This is a genomic window from Pseudaestuariivita atlantica (assembly GCF_001205715.1).
In the GTDB taxonomy this organism is placed as follows: Bacteria; Pseudomonadota; Alphaproteobacteria; order Rhodobacterales; family Rhodobacteraceae; genus Pseudaestuariivita; species Pseudaestuariivita atlantica.
In genome coordinates this window covers 1-20,108 of the sequence record NZ_AQQZ01000025.1, presented here as the reverse complement: position 1 = coordinate 20,108, position 20,108 = coordinate 1, and the positions used below count along the sequence as shown (strand labels likewise).

General features: G+C 54.3%; 25 protein-coding genes. 11 read left to right on the top strand and 14 right to left on the bottom strand.

Annotated elements, in window-relative coordinates:
* The first annotated feature begins 228 nt into the window (after positions 1 to 228).
* The gene (locus ATO11_RS20390) at positions 229 to 1,536 is read left to right on the top strand and encodes an NAD(P)/FAD-dependent oxidoreductase (RefSeq protein WP_082176540.1); all 1,308 of its coding nucleotides are present in this window, start codon (positions 229 to 231) and stop codon (positions 1,534 to 1,536) included.
* Between the two features lie 12 nt (positions 1,537 to 1,548).
* Positions 1,549 to 1,941 carry a DUF5368 domain-containing protein gene (locus ATO11_RS20385; protein WP_050532751.1) on the top strand — a complete coding sequence of 131 codons (393 nt, stop codon included), beginning with the start codon at positions 1,549 to 1,551 and terminating at the stop codon, positions 1,939 to 1,941.
* A gap of 110 nt (positions 1,942 to 2,051) precedes the next feature.
* Here ATO11_RS20385 and ATO11_RS20380 read toward each other — a convergent pair whose 3' ends face one another.
* The 3 genes from ATO11_RS20380 to ATO11_RS20370 are packed head-to-tail and all read right to left on the bottom strand — an operon-like array spanning position 2,052 to position 4,688.
* On the bottom strand, positions 2,052 to 3,797 hold the full coding sequence (locus tag ATO11_RS20380) for a SulP family inorganic anion transporter (protein ID WP_050532750.1): 1,746 nt from the start codon (positions 3,795 to 3,797) through the stop codon (positions 2,052 to 2,054).
* Positions 3,794 to 4,366 carry a rhodanese-like domain-containing protein gene (locus ATO11_RS20375; RefSeq protein WP_050532749.1) on the bottom strand — a complete coding sequence of 191 codons (573 nt, stop codon included), beginning with the start codon at positions 4,364 to 4,366 and terminating at the stop codon, positions 3,794 to 3,796. Before ATO11_RS20375 ends, ATO11_RS20380 begins: the two co-directional genes overlap by 4 nt.
* A complete protein-coding gene (locus ATO11_RS20370) occupies positions 4,347 to 4,688 on the bottom strand; it encodes an ArsR/SmtB family transcription factor (RefSeq protein ID WP_082176538.1) in 342 nt (113 codons plus the stop codon). Before ATO11_RS20370 ends, ATO11_RS20375 begins: the two co-directional genes overlap by 20 nt.
* Before the next feature lie 150 nt (positions 4,689 to 4,838).
* Here ATO11_RS20370 and ATO11_RS20365 point away from each other — a divergent pair, with 150 nt between their 5' ends.
* The 3 genes from ATO11_RS20365 to ATO11_RS20360 all read left to right on the top strand — a co-directional run bounded on the left by ATO11_RS20365 (position 4,839) and on the right by ATO11_RS20360 (position 7,538).
* Complete coding sequence (locus ATO11_RS20365; RefSeq protein ID WP_050532754.1) at positions 4,839 to 5,702, top strand: MBL fold metallo-hydrolase; 864 nt, start codon at positions 4,839 to 4,841, stop codon at positions 5,700 to 5,702.
* A gap of 118 nt (positions 5,703 to 5,820) precedes the next feature.
* Entirely contained in the window at positions 5,821 to 6,267 is a 447-nt protein-coding gene (locus ATO11_RS21460; RefSeq protein WP_082176537.1) for a universal stress protein, read from the top strand.
* Positions 6,268 to 6,317: 50 nt separating this feature from the next.
* Positions 6,318 to 7,538, top strand: a complete 1,221-nt coding sequence (locus ATO11_RS20360; protein ID WP_082176535.1) for an APC family permease — start codon at positions 6,318 to 6,320, stop codon at positions 7,536 to 7,538.
* 38 nt (positions 7,539 to 7,576) lie between these two features.
* Here ATO11_RS20360 and ATO11_RS21455 read toward each other — a convergent pair whose 3' ends face one another.
* From ATO11_RS21455 to ATO11_RS20340, 7 genes are all read right to left on the bottom strand, one after another.
* Positions 7,577 to 8,008 carry a DUF2267 domain-containing protein gene (locus ATO11_RS21455; RefSeq protein WP_082176534.1) on the bottom strand — a complete coding sequence of 144 codons (432 nt, stop codon included), beginning with the start codon at positions 8,006 to 8,008 and terminating at the stop codon, positions 7,577 to 7,579.
* A gap of 58 nt (positions 8,009 to 8,066) precedes the next feature.
* On the bottom strand, positions 8,067 to 8,537 hold the full coding sequence (locus tag ATO11_RS20355; RefSeq protein WP_050532747.1) for a potassium channel family protein: 471 nt from the start codon (positions 8,535 to 8,537) through the stop codon (positions 8,067 to 8,069).
* Positions 8,537 to 9,370: a DUF6544 family protein gene (locus ATO11_RS21450; protein WP_082176532.1), complete on the bottom strand. Its 834-nt coding sequence runs from the start codon at positions 9,368 to 9,370 to the stop codon at positions 8,537 to 8,539. Before ATO11_RS21450 ends, ATO11_RS20355 begins: the two co-directional genes overlap by 1 nt.
* Before the next feature lie 18 nt (positions 9,371 to 9,388).
* Positions 9,389 to 9,802, bottom strand: a complete 414-nt coding sequence (locus ATO11_RS20350; RefSeq protein ID WP_082176531.1) for a c-type cytochrome — start codon at positions 9,800 to 9,802, stop codon at positions 9,389 to 9,391.
* On the bottom strand, positions 9,799 to 10,131 hold the full coding sequence (locus ATO11_RS20345; protein WP_050532746.1) for a TraR/DksA family transcriptional regulator: 333 nt from the start codon (positions 10,129 to 10,131) through the stop codon (positions 9,799 to 9,801). The genes ATO11_RS20350 and ATO11_RS20345 overlap by 4 nt, the downstream gene beginning before the upstream one ends.
* Positions 10,132 to 10,146: 15 nt before the next feature.
* A complete protein-coding gene (locus tag ATO11_RS22600) occupies positions 10,147 to 10,359 on the bottom strand; it encodes a YgaP family membrane protein (RefSeq protein ID WP_082176529.1) in 213 nt (70 codons plus the stop codon).
* A gap of 96 nt (positions 10,360 to 10,455) precedes the next feature.
* Entirely contained in the window at positions 10,456 to 11,496 is a 1,041-nt protein-coding gene (locus tag ATO11_RS20340) for a sodium:calcium antiporter (RefSeq protein ID WP_050532745.1), read from the bottom strand.
* Positions 11,497 to 11,510: 14 nt separating this feature from the next.
* On the opposite strand from ATO11_RS20340, the gene ATO11_RS20335 reads away from it, so the two are divergent.
* Positions 11,511 to 12,359, top strand: coding sequence for a VIT1/CCC1 transporter family protein (locus tag ATO11_RS20335; protein ID WP_341271339.1), 849 nt, complete (start codon positions 11,511 to 11,513; stop codon positions 12,357 to 12,359).
* A 96-nt stretch (positions 12,360 to 12,455) separates the two neighbouring features.
* Positions 12,456 to 13,574: a site-2 protease family protein gene (locus tag ATO11_RS20330; RefSeq protein WP_165587007.1), complete on the top strand. Its 1,119-nt coding sequence runs from the start codon at positions 12,456 to 12,458 to the stop codon at positions 13,572 to 13,574.
* Positions 13,575 to 13,581: 7 nt separating this feature from the next.
* Here the strand turns inward: ATO11_RS20330 and ATO11_RS20325 are convergent, their stop codons facing one another.
* On the bottom strand, positions 13,582 to 14,019 hold the full coding sequence (locus ATO11_RS20325) for a host attachment protein (protein ID WP_050532743.1): 438 nt from the start codon (positions 14,017 to 14,019) through the stop codon (positions 13,582 to 13,584).
* A 107-nt stretch (positions 14,020 to 14,126) separates the two neighbouring features.
* On the opposite strand from ATO11_RS20325, the gene ATO11_RS20320 reads away from it, so the two are divergent.
* The gene (locus tag ATO11_RS20320) at positions 14,127 to 15,683 is read left to right on the top strand and encodes a PAS domain S-box protein (RefSeq protein ID WP_050532742.1); all 1,557 of its coding nucleotides are present in this window, start codon (positions 14,127 to 14,129) and stop codon (positions 15,681 to 15,683) included.
* Here the strand turns inward: ATO11_RS20320 and ATO11_RS20315 are convergent.
* Entirely contained in the window at positions 15,650 to 16,405 is a 756-nt protein-coding gene (locus tag ATO11_RS20315) for a response regulator (protein WP_050532741.1), read from the bottom strand. The genes ATO11_RS20320 and ATO11_RS20315 overlap by 34 nt on opposite strands.
* A gap of 150 nt (positions 16,406 to 16,555) precedes the next feature.
* Here ATO11_RS20315 and ATO11_RS20310 point away from each other — a divergent pair, with 150 nt between their 5' ends.
* A complete protein-coding gene (locus ATO11_RS20310; RefSeq protein WP_050532740.1) occupies positions 16,556 to 17,224 on the top strand; it encodes a cyclic nucleotide-binding domain-containing protein in 669 nt (222 codons plus the stop codon).
* 11 nt (positions 17,225 to 17,235) lie between these two features.
* Here the strand turns inward: ATO11_RS20310 and ATO11_RS20305 are convergent, their stop codons facing one another.
* Together ATO11_RS20305 and ATO11_RS20300 are read right to left on the bottom strand one after the other, a co-directional pair.
* Entirely contained in the window at positions 17,236 to 17,571 is a 336-nt protein-coding gene (locus ATO11_RS20305) for a DnaJ family domain-containing protein (protein ID WP_050532739.1), read from the bottom strand.
* Positions 17,572 to 17,582: 11 nt separating this feature from the next.
* Complete coding sequence (locus ATO11_RS20300) at positions 17,583 to 18,761, bottom strand: bactofilin family protein (protein ID WP_134643187.1); 1,179 nt, start codon at positions 18,759 to 18,761, stop codon at positions 17,583 to 17,585.
* Between the two features lie 149 nt (positions 18,762 to 18,910).
* Between ATO11_RS20300 and ATO11_RS20295 the strand changes: the two genes are divergently transcribed.
* Entirely contained in the window at positions 18,911 to 19,390 is a 480-nt protein-coding gene (locus tag ATO11_RS20295; RefSeq protein WP_165587006.1) for an Hsp20/alpha crystallin family protein, read from the top strand.
* Positions 19,391 to 19,444: 54 nt separating this feature from the next.
* Positions 19,445 to 20,108: universal stress protein (locus ATO11_RS20290; protein WP_050532736.1), on the top strand; the 664-nt coding region annotated here is incomplete at its 3' end.

Here is a 20,108-nt window from a genome sequence, read left to right as displayed (position 1 = left end):
GAGTGACATTCCTGAATTGCTCATGGGTGACATTATCGCTTTGCGGCTACAAGAATAGTGCGCATAAGCAGTCTTATGTTAAGAAACCGATCCATGTCGCTTTTTGCGATATTTCAGACGACAGGCCTGTGACCGATTGACATCGCTCAATTTGGTATCTGGTGTTTATGACATACTCCGGTTCGAGAAAACGCATCCAGCTAAGGTTGCAAGTTTCGGAGTGCTGTCATGTCCTTTGATCGAAGACGATTTTTGCAACTGATTGCCATAAGTCCGGCTTTTGCCGCGACCTCAGTTCTGGCTGTTGGCGCCCAAGTCACCACTGTCGACACAAATGCCAGAATTGTCATTGTAGGAGCCGGTGCTGCTGGTACCGCGCTGGCAAACCGCCTTGTCAGACGACTGAACGGAGCTTCCGTAACAATAGTCGACCCTCGTCAAGAGCACCTGTATCAACCTGGGCTTTCTCTTGTCGCTGCAGGCCTTAAGCCTCCGGCGTATGTCGTCTCTAGTACGGCAGATTGGCTCCCAAGCGGTGTTACTTGGGTGCAAGCCAGCGTTGTTGCAGTTGACCCGGAAACAAAGGCGGTTTCGACATCAAATGGAGAGGTGCTTGACTATGATTGGCTGGTTTTATCTCCAGGACTCGTTCTGGACCATGACGCCATTGACGGTTTCAGCCTCGACATGGTCGGCGATAACGGCATCGGTGCTCTTTATGCCGGGCCACAATATGCCGCGCGAACATGGACGGCCGCGAACCGTTTTGTCGAAGACGGTGGCGTCGGGCTATTCACGCGACCCGCGACTGAAATGAAGTGCGCAGGCGCACCACTGAAACACACTTTTCTAATCGATGATATTGCAAGGCGGGCCGGTAACACTGGTCGCACAAGCATGATTTATGCGGCACCTCAGTCGTCTTTATTCGGCGTGCCGATCGTGGCCGAGAAGGTTCGCATGCTCTTTGGGCAGCGCGACATTGAAACCGCGATGAATCATACGCTGACCAGCATCGATTCAGACGCAAAACGCGCCACCTTTGCGACCGGAAGCGGTTCGGAAATCATCGATTATGATTACATTCATGTTATCCCACCGCAGCGCGCACCCGACTTCATTCGAGAGTCAGGATTGTCATGGGCGGACAAGTGGATTGATCAAGGTTGGGTTGAAGTCGACACTCAAACTCTGCGTCATCTTCGGTACCCTGATGTCTTCGCACTGGGAGATGTTGCTGGGGTCCCAAAGGGTAAGACCGCTGCGTCCGTTAAGTGGCAGGTCCCCGTCGTCGAAGACCACTTGGTCGCAGCAATTGAAGGCCGCAGCGGTACGGAACTCTACAACGGATACACCTCATGCCCACTCATCACTCGCGTAGGCAGGGCCATGCTGATCGAGTTTGACTATCAGAACAATCTCGTTCCGTCATTCCCAGGGATCATCGCGCCATTGGAGGAACTCTGGATCAGCTGGTTGATGAAAGAGGTCGCACTCAAGGCGACCTACAATGCAATGCTGCACGGCAAAGCTTAATGGAGTAGAGAGATGAAAGAGATTACACTTCAAACGTTTATTGCTGTTTTGGAAGAAATCTTCGGACGTGGACTATTCTGGGCGATGGTTGCTCTCGCGGTCATCGTTACGGTTGCGTACCTCTACGTCCTCATTCGTGACCGCTCTATAAGCTGGAAGAAGTTTGTTCTTGCGCAAATCTCGATGCCATTCGGCGCCGTTCTGGCCATCTGGTTTGTCATGGCCGCGACGGACTCTGGTCTGTCAGACATCGGCGGTCCGATTGACGTTGCGGTATTTCTTGGCGTGGCTGTCTTAGGGGCCATCGGGATTGCCATTCTCGTTTACACAGCAGAGGCCCTTTTCTTTCCGAGAGTAAAACGGTTGGCACCCCACGCCGGTTCGTCGGATATGAAGGCCCCGTGATTTACGACTTGCCGGATCACCGTTAGGTGCATCCGCTCGACTGATGCATTCAATTGAATATGCTAAGCGAACTGTTGTTAGATGATCGCTTTATTCGGTTGCCATACCGATCAGGCCACTTGGCTGATAGCCTCATTAGAAAGCGCACGCATTGCCTCGTGCGTGCTTAGGAAAACGCTACCTAAATCCGGGTTTTCGAAGAAATCCACACGCCGCAACCGGTCCATTACCGGTCCTTTTACTTCGGAAAAATGCAGTGTCACACCGGCATTCTTCAAACGTTCCGCCAGCGTCTCCAACGTATCAAGAGCGCTCGCATCGATGAAGTTGACGGCGCTCATGATGAGGATCAAGTGATCAATCTTCGGCCGTTCCACGATGCGTGCCAGCAATTGGTCTTCTAGATACGCTGTGTTTGCAAAGTAGAGGCTTTCGTCGACCCGGATCATAAGAATCTTGGGGTCTGTCTGCACGTCGTGGCGAAGCACATTTCGAAAGTGCTCTGTCTCACCGAGCCGCCCCACTTCGGCTATGTGCGGACGGCTGGTCCGCCACAGGTAAAAAACGATTGTTAATGCCGCGCCAACAACGATACCGATTTCGACCCCAAGGACCAGAACGGAGAAGAATGTTACAATTAGTGAGAAGGCGTCGGCCTTATTGTATCTCCAAGCATCACGTAGTGTCTTGAAATCGATCAGGTTTGCCACCGCCACAAGAATGATCGCAGCGAGTGCCGCCTTCGGCAGGTAATACAGAAGAGGTGTCAAAGCCAGAACAGTGATGCCGATGAGGACCGCAGTGATCATGGACGCCATAGGCGTCACTGCACCAGCTGTGAAATTTACGAGCGAACGGCTAAATCCACCGGAAACCGGGTATCCACCCGTCAATGAAGCGCCTATGTTCGCTGCGCCAAGCGCAATAAGTTCCTGGTTGGCGTCGATTTTCTGGCGACGTTTTGACGCCAGTGACTTCGCTACCGAAACGCTTTCGAGGAAACCGACGATTGCGATCAGTGCAGCAGCCGGAAACAACTGCTCGATCAATACCAAGTCAATACTGGGAAAGGTCAGCGGCGCAAGCCCGGCAGGGACGTCCGCGACGACCGCGACGTCTGCCGTTTGGTCGAGCGCGAAGAGCCAGACTGCAACGGTCGTCGCCAGAACAGCCACAAGCGGACCTGCCTTCGCGATCGCATTGGACACTTCCGGGCCGAATCCGAATGATCTCAAGAACGGTGATATACGCGACTTGAATGCCAGCAGGATCATGAAGGATGCGATTGCAATCCCAAACGTTGCTGGATTGATCTGGCTTATGTGCCTCATGACGTGGGCCAAAGTGTCAGTAATCAGATGGCCGCGTGGGATATCGAAGCCGAGCAGATGCTTGAGCTGCGAAAGGCCAATAACCAGCGCGGCGGCACTCGAAAACCCGGATATCACTGGGTGGCTGAGGAAGTTTACAAGGAAGCCGAGCCGCGCAAGACCCATTCCAAGAAGGATCGCCCCGCTGAGAAACGCCAGCAAAATCGCACCTGCAAGATAGCTCACGCTTCCCGTCTCTGATATCTCGCCAAGCGTTGTAGCCACCATCAACGAAACGATGGCTACGGGACCCACCGCAAGTGTACGGCTGGAGCCCAAAAGCCCGTAGAAAACGAGCGGCACGATACTGGCATAGAGCCCCACCTCAGGGGGCAATCCTGCCAGCAGTGCATAAGCCATGCCCTGCGGCACCAACATGATGGCCACGATCAGCCCGGCCATGCCGTCGCTTGCCAGAGCCTTACGGTCATAACCAGGAAGCCATTCGAAAATCGGCAAGTAGCGAGCAAGGCGATGGGCCGTCATCGGACCATTCTTTGGATCGTTGCAGGGTCAGCTACCGCTTGTTGACCCGAAATCACGCGGTTCCATGGCATATGTTTTAATATGCTCGCCATCGCACAGGTGCCGGTGATCCCGGCTTGCGTCAGCCCCGCACCGACGAAGGCGCTGAGCGCGGCGAACCACGGGTTGACCAGAAGCGCGAGTACGATACCAAGCAGCACAAGGCTTCCGGCCGTGATCTGAACCTGCCGCATGATGCTGATCGGGACTTTTGCGGTCTCGTTGACCTTGTGGCCTGCCGCGTGCCAGCCTTGAATCCCGCCTTCGAGTTGGTAAACCTCGCGAAAACCCGTGCGCAAAATCTGCGGCGCGGCGGCCTCCGTCCGGCCGCCTGAACGACAATGGAACACGGCGATCTTGTCGTGATCCTTCGGGAAGTCGTCCGGGTTAAACCCTGACAGCGGGACCAGATGCGCCTCGGGAATGTGTTCCTTGATCCATTCGTCAGGCTCCCGGACGTCGATGAGGACGGCTTCTCCGGCTGTCAGCAATTCATGTGTCTTGTGGGCGTCAATTGTCTTGAGCGTCATGTCCGCTCTCCTCTTTCTTTGCCGCGGCACCGCCGCAGTATTTCGCGTAAAGAAACTCCAGAACTTCGGCCACGTTCGGATCGACGATGCGATAGTACATCGTCTGCCCTGCCCGCCTCGGCTTCACAATCCGTTCCCGTCTCAGAACGGCAAGCTGTTGAGACACGGCCGTGTCTCGCACGCCAACCGCCTTTGCTAAATCGCCGACCGACTTTTCTCCTTCGGTCAACAGACACAGGATTATCAACCGGCTTCTGTTCGACAGAAGGGTCATCAATTCGCAGACATCATCTGCAGCTGAGTTCATTTCATTTATCTTCATATTTGCGCAGATAAGAATATATGTCTACCTAGTCAAGAGCAGACGAGATGCCGAGACCCTAGGACACGAACGAGTCGGAGAATTGCGCGAGGTCAATCGGGTTCAGTGCAGATCGTTAACATGGAGCAAAACCCAAGCAAGGAGCTTGCCATGAAACCCGAAGTGAAAGCCTTCTTTGACGAAGCGACATTCACAGTGTCCTACGTCGTCAATGACCCGAAAAGCGCAAGTGCGGCCATTATCGACTCGGTTCTCGACTATGATCCAAAGTCGGGCCGGACGAATACAGAATCTGCCGACGCGATCATTGCCTACGTGAAGGAAAATGATCTCAAAGTTGAATGGCTCCTGGAAACCCATGCTCATGCCGACCACCTGAGCGCCGCGCCTTACATTCAGAGGGAGGTAGGTGGCACGACAGCCATTGGCGCGCATATCACCGAAGTGCAGGATGTATTCGCAAAGCTCTTCAACGTAGAGAAAGGCTTCCAGACCGACGGGCGCCAGTTCGAGCATTTGCTTCAAGATGGCGAGGTTTTCAAGATTGGCAGCCTCGAACTCAGAGCCATGCACACCCCGGGCCACACGCCTGCCTGCATGACTTACGTCACGGACGGCGCGGCCTTCGTCGGGGACACGCTTTTCATGCCGGATTTCGGTACGGCACGGGCCGACTTCCCGGGCGGTGACGCGCGGACACTTTACCAGTCGATCCAGAAGGTCCTCGCCCTGCCCGACGAAACGATCCTTTACATGTGCCACGACTACAAGGCACCGGGCCGAGACGAATTTGCCTGGGAAACTACGGTGGCAAAACAGAGAGCTGCAAACGTCCATGTAGGCGAAGGAAAGTCGGAGGATGAGTTTGTTGCGATGAGAGAAGCGCGCGATGCCACGCTGGAAATGCCAACGCTCATCCTGCCTTCAGTGCAGGTAAATATCCGTGCAGGTAAAATGCCACCCGAGGAGGGAAATGGGGTCTCATATCTCAAAATCCCGATTAACCAGCTGTGATGGTGTCTCCGGTGGCGGCACTCAAACGTCCATCTTAGGACGTTGTGATTGACACCGGTCAATTCTCCAATGCGCAGATCGGCTAACGTAACAGGCGACACCAGAAGGAGAAAGCATCATGTTTGAGTCCATCATAGTGGGCGTGGACGGCTCAGAGCAGTCGGACGCTGCCCTTCGTACCGCATGCCAAATCGCAAAGACTTACGGATCTGCGTTGCACCTGGTGCACACTCCACAACCTACGACTGTTGCTTTTGCCATGGGTGCCGTTGCTGGTTATCACGCGGCAACAACCATGCCGTCCGAAGCGGAGGTTAAGGCTGCTGCTGACAAAATCCTCACTTCAGCCAAGGCGATTGCAAAGGAAATTGGTCATCCAATTGCCGAAGTCCATTCGCGCAAAGGAAGCCCTGCCGAAGAATTGTTGTCATGTGCGGATGAATGCAACGCCGATTTGATTGTTACCGGACGCAGAGGCCTCGGAAGTGTCGGCTCTTTGGTACTTGGAAGCACCTCGTTAGCTGTCGCAAAAGGCGCGAAATGCGCAGTTCTGACTGTTGCCTGATTACCAATGCGTTTGGGACACTGCGCAGAGTATTCTGGAAGTGAACACACGTGACTGAGCTTCCTCACAACCCGCCGCTGCGTAGAGTTCTCACGCTGCCCTTGGTTGTTTTGTATGGCCTGGGTGTAACAGTTGGCGCCGGTATCTACGTCCTCATTGGCGAGACTGTTGCGAAAGCTGGCGCATTTGCTCCTTTGTCCTTTGTTTTGGCCGCGATAGTTGTCGGATTTACTGCTCTTTCCTATGCAGAATTGTCAACGCGTTTCCCGGTTAGCGCAGGCGCAGCGGTCTACGTGTCTGCGGGCCTCAATCGGGTTTGGTTGGCGCAGGCTGTCGGATTGGCCGTTGCACTTTCAGGTATCGTTTCAGCGGCAGCGGTTGCGATCGGCGCAGGACAGTACCTTGCAAACCTGCTCAGCGTGCCTAGCGATCTGATGGCGATCTTCGTTATCGTTGCTATGGGCGGGTTGGCGTGGTGGGGCATCACCCAATCGGTTGGTGCCGCGGCGACAATCACAGTGGTCGAGATTGCAGGGCTGATTGGGGTGATCATTTGGTCGCTCGCCTTTGCCGATCCTTCAGGACTGGCAGTAAGTGAATTTGCTCCACCGCTAACCGGCGGACACTGGGCCGCGATTGCAGGCGCATCGATCCTCGCCTTCTTTGCCTTCGTTGGCTTCGAAGACATTGTGAATATCGCAGAAGAGACCTTGGATCCGCGACACATCCTGCCGCGCGCTATCGCGCTAACTCTGATTTTGACGACCGTCGTCTACATTGCAGTTGTCGCTGCGGTGCTCTTGGCCGTTCCAATGGATGACCTTGCCGGGTCCGAAGCGCCCTTGGCCCTTGTGTTTGTTGCAGCCCCATATTGGGTTCAAACGGTCTTTTCGGCTGTAGCTGTTATTGCAACCATCAATGGCGTCCTGATCCAAATTATCATGGCGTCGCGGGTTCTTTATGGAATGGCAAACCGCGGGCAATTGCCAAGACTGTTTGCCCAAGTGTCCGCGACAACGCGAACGCCAGGTGTGGCAACGGCCTGCGTCGTGCTTCTGATCTTGGGTTTTTCGCAGTTCGCACCCATCGAGGCGCTGGCGAGCTATACATCTCAGATCGTGCTGCTCATTTTCGTATTCGTAAATCTATCTCTCATTGCCCTCAAGAGGCAGGGGCCCGCAGCGGTTGATCACTTCGAAACACCGTTCTTCGTCCCCATTCTAGGTCTGATGACCAGCCTTGCTTTGCTGACTGTGTCCGTCTGGTTCTGAGGTCCTAAGAGAAGATTGACGCCGCCGGTCTCATATTGTCATGGTGCTGGCCAAAGTGCTCGAACTCCTCTGGGAAGTGAAGCGCGAACGTCTTCTATCTCACCCCTTGAGATGTGAGCGTTCAGAAGAAGAAACACGTATTTGATATCTTCCGGCCCGCGGTAGTCATCTGTCTTGCCGAGCTCGGACTCGATTGCCCTGACGAATGCGTCTGCACTCCTTGCCCTTGATGGCGTGCGGTTTGGCACCCAGCCTTCAATGAACATCCCCTTGATCAAAAGAGGCAGCTGCGCAGAGAATTGTGCCATCTCGTCGACAAGCAAATGTTCTCTGATCTGATGCAACGTTGCCCGCAAAAGCCTGAGTGCACTGCGTTTCGAACTCCAGTCCAGACGCTCGGATAACTCATTCAACCATTCATAGGTCGTGTGCGCAGCAGTATCGATGATTTCCAATCCTTGAGCTGACATTGCGTTCTCCTTTCTGGGCGAAGACTACGCAATTCTGCTCAGATCCGATTGAGCCTAGTCAATCCTGACCAAGGTGATGCCGTGAGCGCTCCAATCGCTGGCGAGTTGACCCACGACCTCGCCTTGGAAAGTCGAGCGTTTCAACGAAGAACGCAGTGTAGAGACCGAAACTCAACAAACCATGTGCGGCTGTCATACCCGCGATAACACGCCAAGGTCCTTCAATTATGACATCTCCGTATCCCACCGTGGTGAACGACACGATTGAGAAATAAAGGGCTTCCTCCAAGTTCGGGAACAGCCCGATGCGTATGTAGAGAAGAGCCCATGCCCAAATCGATGCGGTCATGACCAACAAAATCCAGAGCGACGTCACACAAAGCTCGGTTGTTAGGCGCACCCAAGAGCTCTGTGCCTCGCGATTTGTTGGCAACCAATTCAGAGATTTGACGGCAAGACCCAAAAAACCGGCCGCAGCGACCAATGATGCGATAATCATCGCGAAGCTTATGAAAAGAGCCAAAGCCACTACGGGACGGGAAAGGAAAGAGACGTTACGTCTGCAATGAAAAACGGAAAATAGTCTTCTGTCCCAAATCCATTCCCTGCCTCGATATGGGTGGGCAACCGGAAACCATCAAAGGACTTGAACTCGGCGAGCGTACCACCAAACGGCTGAAGTCTGAACTCGCTCTCCGGATTGGCGTTTGTCCATCGAGAAAACACGACCTGCGTGGGGCGACCATCTTCGCCAACGGTAAGGTCAACTGATTGGCTTTGGCCTCGGTACTCAACAGTAACACGCGCGATGTCACCAGACACTTCTGACCAAAATACGTTTGCGTTCGGAAGGAGGGCTGCCGGACTCCAAAAAACTGCTTCAGCTACATATCGGCCAAATGCTGATCTGGCATGATCAGCGGTTCCCCCAGATCGTGCAACCGGCATTACGTTCGCCAGCCAAAATCGCGTCCAAGACCCACTATCTGAGCCAGAGAGCTTGAGGTGGCCGGATTGTGCGGTCATCGTCCAGACAAAGCCATCAGGCGCAGCCAATACCTGTTTCGCGCGCATTTGCATGTACTTCGGATCAGCTTTGCTCCCCAAACTGAAGGAGCCCTGCATCTCCAACTGCACCACTGTTCGAAGCGGTGTCCCCTCTTGAATAGAAAAGAGGAAGAACCGCCTGGCGGCGTCGGGCAGATCAGCGACAATCTCAGCCCGAAAGACCTCTGGATCAAAGGGCTGCAGGGCGCGTAGCCGCGTCATTTCTTTGTGATCACGCCAATGATCGGATAGGCGGAACCCAACCAGTGCCGTTCCACCGATCAAAAGAAGTGCAATCAAAAGAGTGCCGATCATGCGCAATTCACTGCCCAATTACTTCTGCTGAATGCTTTCCAGATAGTTGGCGAGGGCGAGAAGATCGGCCGGAACTGGCGTCGCACTGTCGTCTTCACCGACGATCACTGTTGGCCCCATATCGTCTTCACCAAAGACAGGCATTGGGTTGAAAACATGTTCCCGTCGGTAGTACCCATCTATCACCGACATGATCTGGTCACGCGGGAAGACACCACCATTTGCCGACGCGAACAGAGTGAGGTCAGGTGGAATGACGCCCAGCCCAAAGGTTTCTGACCCACTTCCTCTGCCATCCGCTCCATGACACGCAGCGCATTGCTCGGCGAATAACGATTTACCTCTGGCCACATCAATGCGCGGTTGCTGAAAAATCTCGCAGCCTGCCAGGCCGAGTACCATTAAGATGCATATGCTAAGAGCCAATTTCATCGCGCAGCCGCCTCAGTGGCGCACCGGCGACAGAGTTGCGCTTGCGGGACAAGTTCGAGCCGCTCATCGGAGATTGGCTCCTCGCAATTCGCGCAGATGCCGAAGCTACCATCGTCGCAGCGCTTCAACGCCGCGCGCAACTCTCGGGTCTCTTGCTGAGCCGCAAGACCGAGCGTCTCCAGAACTTCATCATCTTCCAAATCGATGGCCTGGTCGTTTAGATCTCGTGGTTTTGGCTGATCAAGTTCGGTTTCGATCCCACTCATACGAACGCCAAGCTCATCGAGCCTGTGAAGGATCTTTTGTCTGAAGCGGTCAACTTTGGTCATTGGCTGATCCCTTCCCTACAGCTTGCAGGTCGAAATGCCGAAAATACGGTAAAGCGGGCAAAACTGAACAAAGGAGGTCACGATCAAGACAGCTCCTACAGCCATTGCCAGAACAACTGAAAGGGTAGACCCCCATATCGGAGGCAGATTGGCCAAGGGTGCTACGACCAACAGGAGGCCGAGAAAGAACCGTATCAAGCGGTCAGCTTTTCCGAGGTTACGTGTCATGTTCGTTTCCTTCGTTTTCGTTTCCTTCGTTGTGGTGTGAGCAATTTTGCATCAGCGCCACTGGGAAGGATTGCGATTTGTCAATTTTCGGAAGGATCATTTCAGCAGGTAGTACGATCCAAGACTTGCGAGAAACACGATTAGCACCAGCACAGAGTCCGCACCTATTGGGCCCAAACGCGGTTTGCGTCGTACAATAAGGCCGGTCAAAAAAATCGAGGTTACAGCAATACCAAACCCAAGCGAGGCATAAACGGTTTGGGAGGTGTCGCGCAGGATTGGGCCTGAGCGGAAAAGGATGTCTGCAGGAAAGACGAGGACCAGCATAATCAGATTGCTGCCAAAAATGTTGGAAATTGCGAGGGTGTAGGCCCCCAGACGCACCGCTGCAATACTCGTGGTCAGCTCCGGCAGTGATGTCGCTGCAGCAAGTAAGGTGACGCCAACAAAGCTGGTGCCTAAGCCAGACAGTTGAGCAATCGACTCTGCGCTTATGACCAAACCAAGGCCAAAGGCCAGGATCATGCAGGAATACAAGATGGCCTTCAGAACCAGGCTTGATGTTGCGGCATCTGGATCAGCCGTGTTTGACCTGCGCCCATCTTCTTCTGGATCAGGCAGGTCGACAGGAACCCAATCGCCAGACTGATCGTACTTTCGAAGAAGCCAGATACTGCCCACGTAGAAAACTGCAATGGTCAGGCTACCAACGCCAACCCCGCTTACCGACAACGGCTCGCCGTTGATCAAAACAATAAGCGTCAACCCCAACATGAAGTTGAGAAGCGTTGCCTCAAGCGCATGGTTTGCCTTGCGTGGATAATTTGTAATCGAACCTCGCGCCCAGAAATCTGCCATTGCAAGGATTGCCGTTTGAAGCGCGATACCACCAAATAGATTGTTCAGGACAAGCTCACGTGCCTGGCTTGCAGCGGCGCTTAACGTGGTTGCAATTTCTGGGAGCGACGTCGCTGTTGAGAGTGCCATCAACCCGACAAGCGACTTTTCCCACCGAAACCGATCCGACAATGCATCGGCCACATAGGCAAGCCCTGACCCTGCCCTCCACACTGCCAAAGCGCAGATCACAAACAGGATGAGCGCGTCACTTAGAGCGAGGTTTTCAAACGCCGCCATGTTTCATCTCTTGGATGCCCAAGATCGAGTGCGGCCACGACCAAACCCTCAAAGCTCGCTCCTTTTCTAACGCATCGCAGGTTACGAAATCTGATCAGGTTGAAATTGATCTTGCTCAACGCAGCACCTCAAGGATGCGGCAGAATCTGTCCATGGCTGATGAACATGGACATGCTCCTGGTGAGATTGCTGAACGCCTGAAGGGGCGCAGTAACGGCAACCACCTGAAAGATACGGTCTATGGCGGCATAGATGGCGCTGTGACCACTTTTGCAATCGTTGCTGGCGTCGAGGGTGCCGGCTTGGCACCCAGTGTCATCATCGCTTTGGGGATCGCAAACATCCTTGCCGATGGTTTCTCTATGGCCGCGGGAAATTTCGCGGGCACGCGCGCAGAACTTGATGACCGAAAGCGCATCATCTCGGTGGAGAAGCGCCACATGCGTGACCATCGTAAGGGCGAACTGGAGGAGCTACGGCAAATTCTCGAGATGCGCGGTCTGTCGGGTGATGTGCTGGATCAGGCCGTGCAAGCGATTTCCGCCGACGAGGGTCGATGGCTCGATATTATGCTGACAGATGAATATGGCTTATCGCGGTCAGAGCCAAATCCATCGAAAGCTGCGCTCGCCACTTTTGGGGCCTTCCTTGCCGCCGGGGCAGTCCCCCTCTTCCCTTTCGTGGTCGGACTCAACGATGCGTTTTACATATCCATCGGAGCGACAGGCATCACATTCTTTCTGATTGGCGCGCTCAAGGCGCGATGGTCGTTGGCGCCTTGGTGGAAATCCGGGTTGGAAACGCTGGCCATAGGAGCAACCGCCGCCCTGATTGCATACCTCGTTGCGAGTCTATTCCGATGACGCCTTTGGACGGCATCAGTACTCGGACGCGCCTCGCAATCAGAGATTCAAAGAAGGTTCTGGTCGATGTTTAAAAATAGTACCACCGTCCTCCGAGTGTTCGAAATCGAGATCAACCTGGCAAGTAGCTGGTTTTTGATCGCTGCTTTGATCACGTGGAGCCTGGCCCATCAGGTGTTTCCCCAGCAAATCCCCGGCCTTTCAACACTCCAGTATGGGATGCTTGGCACCGTCGCGATGCTGCTCTTCTTCGTTTCGTTACTCCTGCACGAATTGGCCCACGCACTTGTTGCAAGAAGCTTTGGCCTCAAAGTTCCAAGGATCACTCTGTTTCTTTTTGGCGGTGTCGCAGAACTTGGCGACGAACCAGATACAGCAGGCCACGAATTCTGGATCGCAATAGCAGGTCCGGCAATGAGTTTAGCGCTGGCAAGCATATTCTGGGTATCTTCTGTCATCGCCCTACTGACCAGCGAAGATCTTTCACAGGTTCATACTGTGTTGAGCTACTTGGCGACGATCAATCTTGTACTGGCTGTATTCAACATGCTCCCTGCCTTCCCTCTAGATGGTGGCCGTGTTCTCCGAGCGGCAATTTGGTCGCGGACCGGCGATATCTTGAAAGCAACAAAGACCTCGACCAAGTTTGGCGAATTCCTAGGCTTTGGACTGATGGCACTTGGAGTCTTGGCCCTTTTTCAAGGGCTTCCCCTGGGCGGTGCGTGGCAAATCATGATCGGTCTCTTCATTGTCATTGCCGCGAAAAGCTCTCTTGAGAGCCTTCAGACCAAGACCTTGCTTGGTAACCAAAGAGTCGCGGACGTGATGTCAGCCAAGGTTGTTGCGGCTGATCCCGATCTCTCGCTAACCGACTTGGTGAACCGCATCATGCTGCCCAACCGCGTCAGTTTCGTTCCAGTCATCGAGGACGGTGTTCTACTCGGCCATATTGATACCAAGGTTCTGTCGATGATCGACCGTGAGAACTGGTCGAATACGCAGGTTGGAGATGTTTTTGTCGAGTTTGACACCAGCCGGATCATCTCACCGCACGACAACGCGGCGGACACGCTCAAGCAGATGGCCGAGACTGGTGAACGAAAGCTGATCGTCGCAGAAGGGCGACGTCTGGTTGGTGTTGTAACCCTGTCCGACCTCATGCGGCTACTGCAGCTTCTGATCAGCTTGAAAGCAAGACCCGAAGTGACTGTCTGAGGTTTGATCAGACGAGGATCACATCTTCTAAATGGGTTTCAATTTGATCCACTGGCAGGTGTGTAAGGTCTTTGTCGATCTCTTTGAGCAATGCGTCCGCAATCTCTGTCTGACGCACTTTTCGCAGAAGGCCGAGCATATGCGGTCCCGCAAAAACCACCAGACGGTCGTACCTGTCTTCAGCTTGAGCCTTAGCCAAGACCGAGCAGACCTCTTTGGCAAAGGCTATGTCCGCCAGATCCTGAGTACTCGCGCGATCTATTGCATTCGTCGCCGGACCCGCGATGCTGTGGCCAGTCCCTGACTTGTCTGTGTACTCCGTAGCTTCTTCCGCTTTCAGATGCCTACCTGGAACAGGATTTACGCCCTGCCCCGCCCCACTATGCTCCAAAATCCGTGCCTGGCGGGCGTTGGCAACAAGTATCCATGTTCGTGTCGGCTTCATGACAAACCTTTCTGTTTTTCATCGTCCTCTCACGGTTTGGAAAGCGAAAGATTGACGAATATCAAAACGGCTTGCTCTCACAGAGCAACGTTTGGCAAAGTTGGATCATGGAAGACCTCTTGGCCGATACAAAACAAAGCGGATTGCTCTTCGACGCGCTGATGGAAGCAGCCGTCGATGCGATTATTGTGTCGGACGCCAACGGAACCATGATCCGCGCGAACAAGGCAGCCTCAAAGCTGTTCGGTCATGAAATAGACGAGATGGTCGGGCGAACCGTCAACATGCTGATGCCGGAGGCTTTGGCGGCGCTTCACGATGATTTCATGACACACCACATTGAAACGGGTGAAAAGCGGATCATCGGACTGGGTCGTGACGTGGAGGGGTTGCGCAAAGACGGGTCAGTCTTCCCGCTTCATTTGTCTGTCGGGCATACCGAAGTGGCAGGTGAGCGTCTTTTCATCGGGATTCTGCATGATTTGACCGAGAGGCGCGCTGCGCAGGATGCGCTGGCGCGTTCCCAAAGGTTGGATGCCATCGGACAGCTCACGGGCGGCATCGCACATGACTTCAATAACCTTCTCACCGTCGTCATTGGCAATCTGGAACTGCTGGAAATGCGTGGGGCGGATGACCGTCAATTGCGATTGATCCGAGACTCGCTTGAGTCAGCTGAAATGGGGGCGGATCTGACGAGCCGCCTGCTTGTTTTCGCCAAAAAGGGGAACCTGAAACCGGTGCGGGCAGACCTTCGCACGCTCTGTGAAGACACCTTGGCGATCCTGCAACGCACCATCGGCGAAATCTACTCGATCAAGACAGACTTTGCGGAAGACCTAAGCGATGTGCTGATCGATCCGGTGCAGCTGCAATCGGCCTTAATCAATCTTGCGCTCAACGCGCGAGACGCGATGCCAAAAGGTGGCGAATTCCTCATCTCAGTCGCCGATGTTGTCATCGACGATACGTATATGGCACAGGAGACCGACATCGAACCCGGTCAATACGTGCGTCTGTTTGTAAGTGACGACGGCGAAGGCATGGGGCTTGAAGCACAAAGACGCGCGTTCGAACCGTTTTTCACAACTAAGTCCGAAACCGGCGGGTCCGGTCTGGGCCTTGCAATGGTTTACGGGTTTGTGCGTCAATCCGGTGGTCACATCACGCTCTATAGCGAACCGGGCCATGGGACGAGTTTTGGTCTTTATTTCCCTATTCTCTCATCCGATGACGGCAAGGTCGCAGCAACTATTGCCTCCTCGGCTGCGCTGGAAAAAGGTTCTGGGGAGGTCGTACTTGTTGTCGAAGACAACCCAAAGGTGCGCCGTTTGTCCGTCGAACGGGTCCGCGACCTTGGATACGAAACGTTGGAAGCCGAGAACGGAGACATCGCTCTAGACCTCTTACAAAGCGGGGCACGCGTTGATCTGGTCTTTTCCGATGTTGTAATGCCCGGCGCATTGAACGGCTATGATCTGGCCGCCAAAGTCGATGAGCAATTTCCGGCTATAAAGGTTCTCCTGACGTCGGGATATGCCAGTGATGTTGTCACAGGACGCCTTGGCGGCACGAGCGATTATGAGGTTTTGCATAAACCCTATCGCCAGGCAGAACTGGGCCGGCGCCTTCAGGCGCTTTTCGAGCCGACATCCTCCGGCTGAAACAGTTTGACGTCACATGCCAGCATGTAACCAACGCCCCGAACTGTTTTGATGAGCTTGGGTGCCGCCGGATTGCGTTCGATCTTTTTTCGCAGCCGCGCCACCTGATTGTCGATCGTGCGATCCAGAGGAGACCATTCCACCCCTCCAATGAGATCCATTAACTGGTCTCTGGACAAGGCGCGGTTGGGGCGTTCCAGAAAGATCTTCAACAAAGCCATGTCGGCTGTCGTCGATCCGCAGTCATTGCCGTTGCGGTCCAACAATTCCATGCGATCCGGAACGATTGTCAGGCCATCCATCAGATACACTTGCACATCAATCGCTGGCTCTTCCTGCTGATCTTCGATCACAGCATAGCGCCGGGCAACAGCGTGGATCCTCGCCAAAACCTCCCGGACATGAAACGGCTTGGTAATGTAGTCATCAGCGCCGATCTCTAGGCCCAAGACCCGGTCAATGACGTCGTCTTTACCGGTGACCATAATCACCGGAACCCCGGACACGGCACGGATGCGGCGCAGAACGTCCATGCCATTGTCTTTCCCGAGCTGGATATCGAGCGTCACCAAATCCAGTTTTTGGGTCTCAACATATCCGAGGGCGCTGTCCGCATCTTCAGCCTCAAGCACAGCAAATCCGTCGTCCTCAAGGACGTTCCGCAAAACACGGCGGATCTTCTCGTCATCTTCGACGACGAGAGCTGTCGCTTGCTCAGGCATAGTTCCACCCAGATGAACAGTGCAGCTTGCCCGGTCCGTAACTGCGCCAAAGTGGCTTCGATACAAATCGTTACAAACTGCTGCAGTGCCAAGATAACCGCGATTACATGCAAGGTCCATTCAGGTCTCAACCTAACGAAGGAGACCGCAATGTACGTCACAATTTCGCACGGAAACGCCCAGCCTTTTGCTCCGTCCAAGTTGGCCGCCCGCAAGACGCCCCTGAAAACCCTCAAGAAGGGCGCCTACCTTTACTTTGAAGGCGATGACGTTACGCATCTTTTCATAATCGAAACCGGTGTGGTCCGTTTGACTAGGGTCCTTGAAGATGGACGTCGGCAGGTTATTGCCTTCGGCTACCCTGGGGACATCATTGGTTTTCCCGCTCAGGACACACATCACACCGACTGCGATGCACTGTGCGACACGAAACTCTGCTCGATTCCGCGCAAGGTTCTAGAGGACAGCAGCGCTGACCCCGATTTGCATTCGGTCTTAATCCAGGCCGCCCTCCAAGAAATCAGCGCCATGCAAGACCATTTCATGATGCTGGGTCGAAAGTCTGCGCCCGAAAAGGTCGCTTCATTCCTGACCGTACTGCTTGAACGGATTGGCGATACATCTGTCGAACCGCAAGTACTGGCGCTGCCCATGAGCCGGTCCGACATCGCCGATTTTCTTGGACTGACCACCGAGACAGTGTGCCGGTGTCTGACTGCGTTGCGCAAAGCTGAGATCATTCGTATCGATGGCATCAGCAAGGTGGCCGTCCTTGACCAATCCGCACTTGCACAACGCGCCGATGGGCAACTGAACTGATCTCTAGCCGCCTATTCACCCATAAACTTCCTGCGCGCTTCAACAGAAATGTTGTAGCGCGTTTCAAGGTCCGCAATCAGGCCCAACACGACGCGCTTATCTTCGTCATTTTCTGTCTTTGCATATCTGCGCTTTGCGACTTGAAGCAGCTTTTTCAGTTTGAATTCTTCCGGAAGCGCACCGGCCTCAGCCATGATCCGAACCGCGATTGCGGTCGCCATATCGGCAACCGCTTCTGCCTGCCGGTTGGGGAGGAGTTTCCCTTCCAACTTAAGTCCATCTAGTTGTCCTTCAGCAAGCGCCTTCTGTATCTGGCGTTCAGCAAGAAGATCGAACTCACGCGCCATCTTCCCGTCTCTCAGCTTGCCTCAGTTTCGCGCATATCCACGTCCAACGCGGGCTCGGGACTACCGACCATTGCGCCAAAGACCAACCGTGTAATCGCGCCAAGCCCTAGCAAAACCAGTGTGTAGTTGACCACCCAGCCGACGAAGGGGATGAAATTCAACAAGGCGATCGCAACAATCGCTGCGGCGAGGATGACCAGGCGAATAAGCATTCCCGGATCTGCATCTCCGCCAAGGCCGAACCAAAGACGCGTGGCAATGGCGTAGGCACCCAGAGCATATGAGAGCGTCCAGGTGGCTACGATCAGCAGAAGGATAATCGGTACAAGTGGCAGACCAACAATCGTCAGGGCTACAACCGGAACCGCGCCGAATAGCAAAGACAGTCCTACGACTCCAAGTATCGCTGTCTGCCCAAACGCATCGGACACAGACATCCGCATGGTTTCAAGCCGCTTGGGAAAGAAACCGAGTGCTATGGCACCGAGAACAACGAAGAAAAGAAGCGTGATCAGAAACCCAAAAAGCATCGAAGCCATCGTTGGTAGGATTGGCATTTCACGAATGTTGTCGAGTTCGTCCCATACCCGTCCCGTATCAACCTGCTCAAACCGTACACGATCCGGGGAGGCAACGGTTGTCGGAACATCCAGCTTGTCTTCGGTGCTATAGATCAGTTGACCGTCGACGCGGGCATCCGGCCCAAAACGCAGTGATTTTGCAAATATGCGAGCATCGCCGGTGACTGCGGCATTCAGGTAAACATCGCGACCAGTTGCGGCCAGTGACCCTGCGATTGGTGCTTCGATATTGAGTGTTGCTGCCATCAATCGCGCATTCTCACCCACGCGAGCACTCGGTTCGAGACGTACTGTAAACCCAGCGACGGACAGATCTTTGTCAACGGAACCGGATATGGTGACTGTCGCACCCGCGGCGTAGGCATCTTCCACCACATCGGCGCTCATCTTTACGTCAAAGCCCGAAACATGCAGGTCGCCTTGCGTTTCACCCAACACCGTCGTGCTGCGTCCCGCCGCAAAGACATCCCTGTCTGCATCAAGTGTGCGAACCAGTGTTTCGCCAGCTGCAAATGTGTCGCCACCTGCTTCTGTCAAGACCGTTTCCGATACAGCTGGACACGAAAATGCAATGGTCAACACGGCCGCGAGAATAGCTGAACGTCTCATCTATTATCCCCTGAATGAAGCGATTGAAGTCTCGTACAGGGATAACGCGCCAATCATGTCACCGATTGACGCGGATCAATTCGCGACCGCGCGGGAATGGTAGCCAAATGTGGAGACTTAAGAGCCAAACCCCAGAAAGGAGATTAGACATGTCCCGACAGAACGTTCCCAGCATTTTTGGCCGCTCAACCCCGTTTCTCCGGTCCTTTCAAGACGAGCTTGCCCATATGCTAGACCTGACACGTCAGGGCGCGGCTACCAAAGGTGACGAACGCGGTTTCTTCACGGACTTCGCAACGATGCCCGCGCTTGATGTCGCCGAAACCGAGACCGCCCTCGAGGTCTCGGCCGAAGTTCCGGGTGTGTCGGAAGACGATCTGGATGTGACCGTTCAGGGCGACGTGTTGATCATCAAGGGCGAAAAGAGCTCCGACAGTGAAGACAAGCAAAAAGACTTTCATGTTGTCGAACGGCGCTACGGAAGCTTCCGCCGCCAGGTCCCACTTGGATTTGTTCCCGAACAAGGCGCGGTGTCCGCATCCTTCGACAACGGCGTTCTAAAGCTGGTCATCGACAAGCCCGCGAACGTACAGGGCGATGTGCAAAAAGTCGAAATCGGTAAGAGCTAAGCGCCGGATGTTCCGAACCAGTGATGGTTCGGAACGTATCATTGGAGAATTCACATGACCGTAAAAACCATTCTTGTTTGCCTCACAACGAAAGAGCACTCCCCTGCCCTCCTTCGCGCCGCTGTTCCACTTGCGCGTCAGCATGGTGCCCATCTCGTCGGGTTGCATACGCTTGAAGCGTTGGAGGTGTATCCCGGCATCGCAATGCATGTGACGGCCGAGATGTTCAGCGCATTCAACGCAACGCAAAAAGAGGAAGCAGCAGCGATCAAAGCGATCTTTGACGAACACACTTCAAAAGAAGATTTCGTCAGCGAGTACCGCCTCATTCAAGCGCAATCGAAGACAGCATCGGATCGAATGGTCGAAAGCGCGCGCGCAGCGGATCTCGTCATCATGGCACATGGGGACCGTGAGGTTGACCGCTACGACCAACGGCACGCACAAAGTGCTGTCATCAAACAGTCAGGGCGGCCCGTCATAGTGGTCCCCAACGACTTCGACGGACCGCCGATTGGATCCAAAATTCTCATTGGATGGAGCGATACCCGCGAAGCCGCCCGCGCGGCCCATGATGTCCTGCCGCTTGCCGCAGAAGAAGCGGAAATCACACTCTTGCGCGTCAAGACCGGTGCATCCGACGAACTTAAGGACGCTGACCTTCTGGACCTTGACCTGCCCCCCGAGGCTCCCTCGTTCATAACGAGAGTTTGCGGGT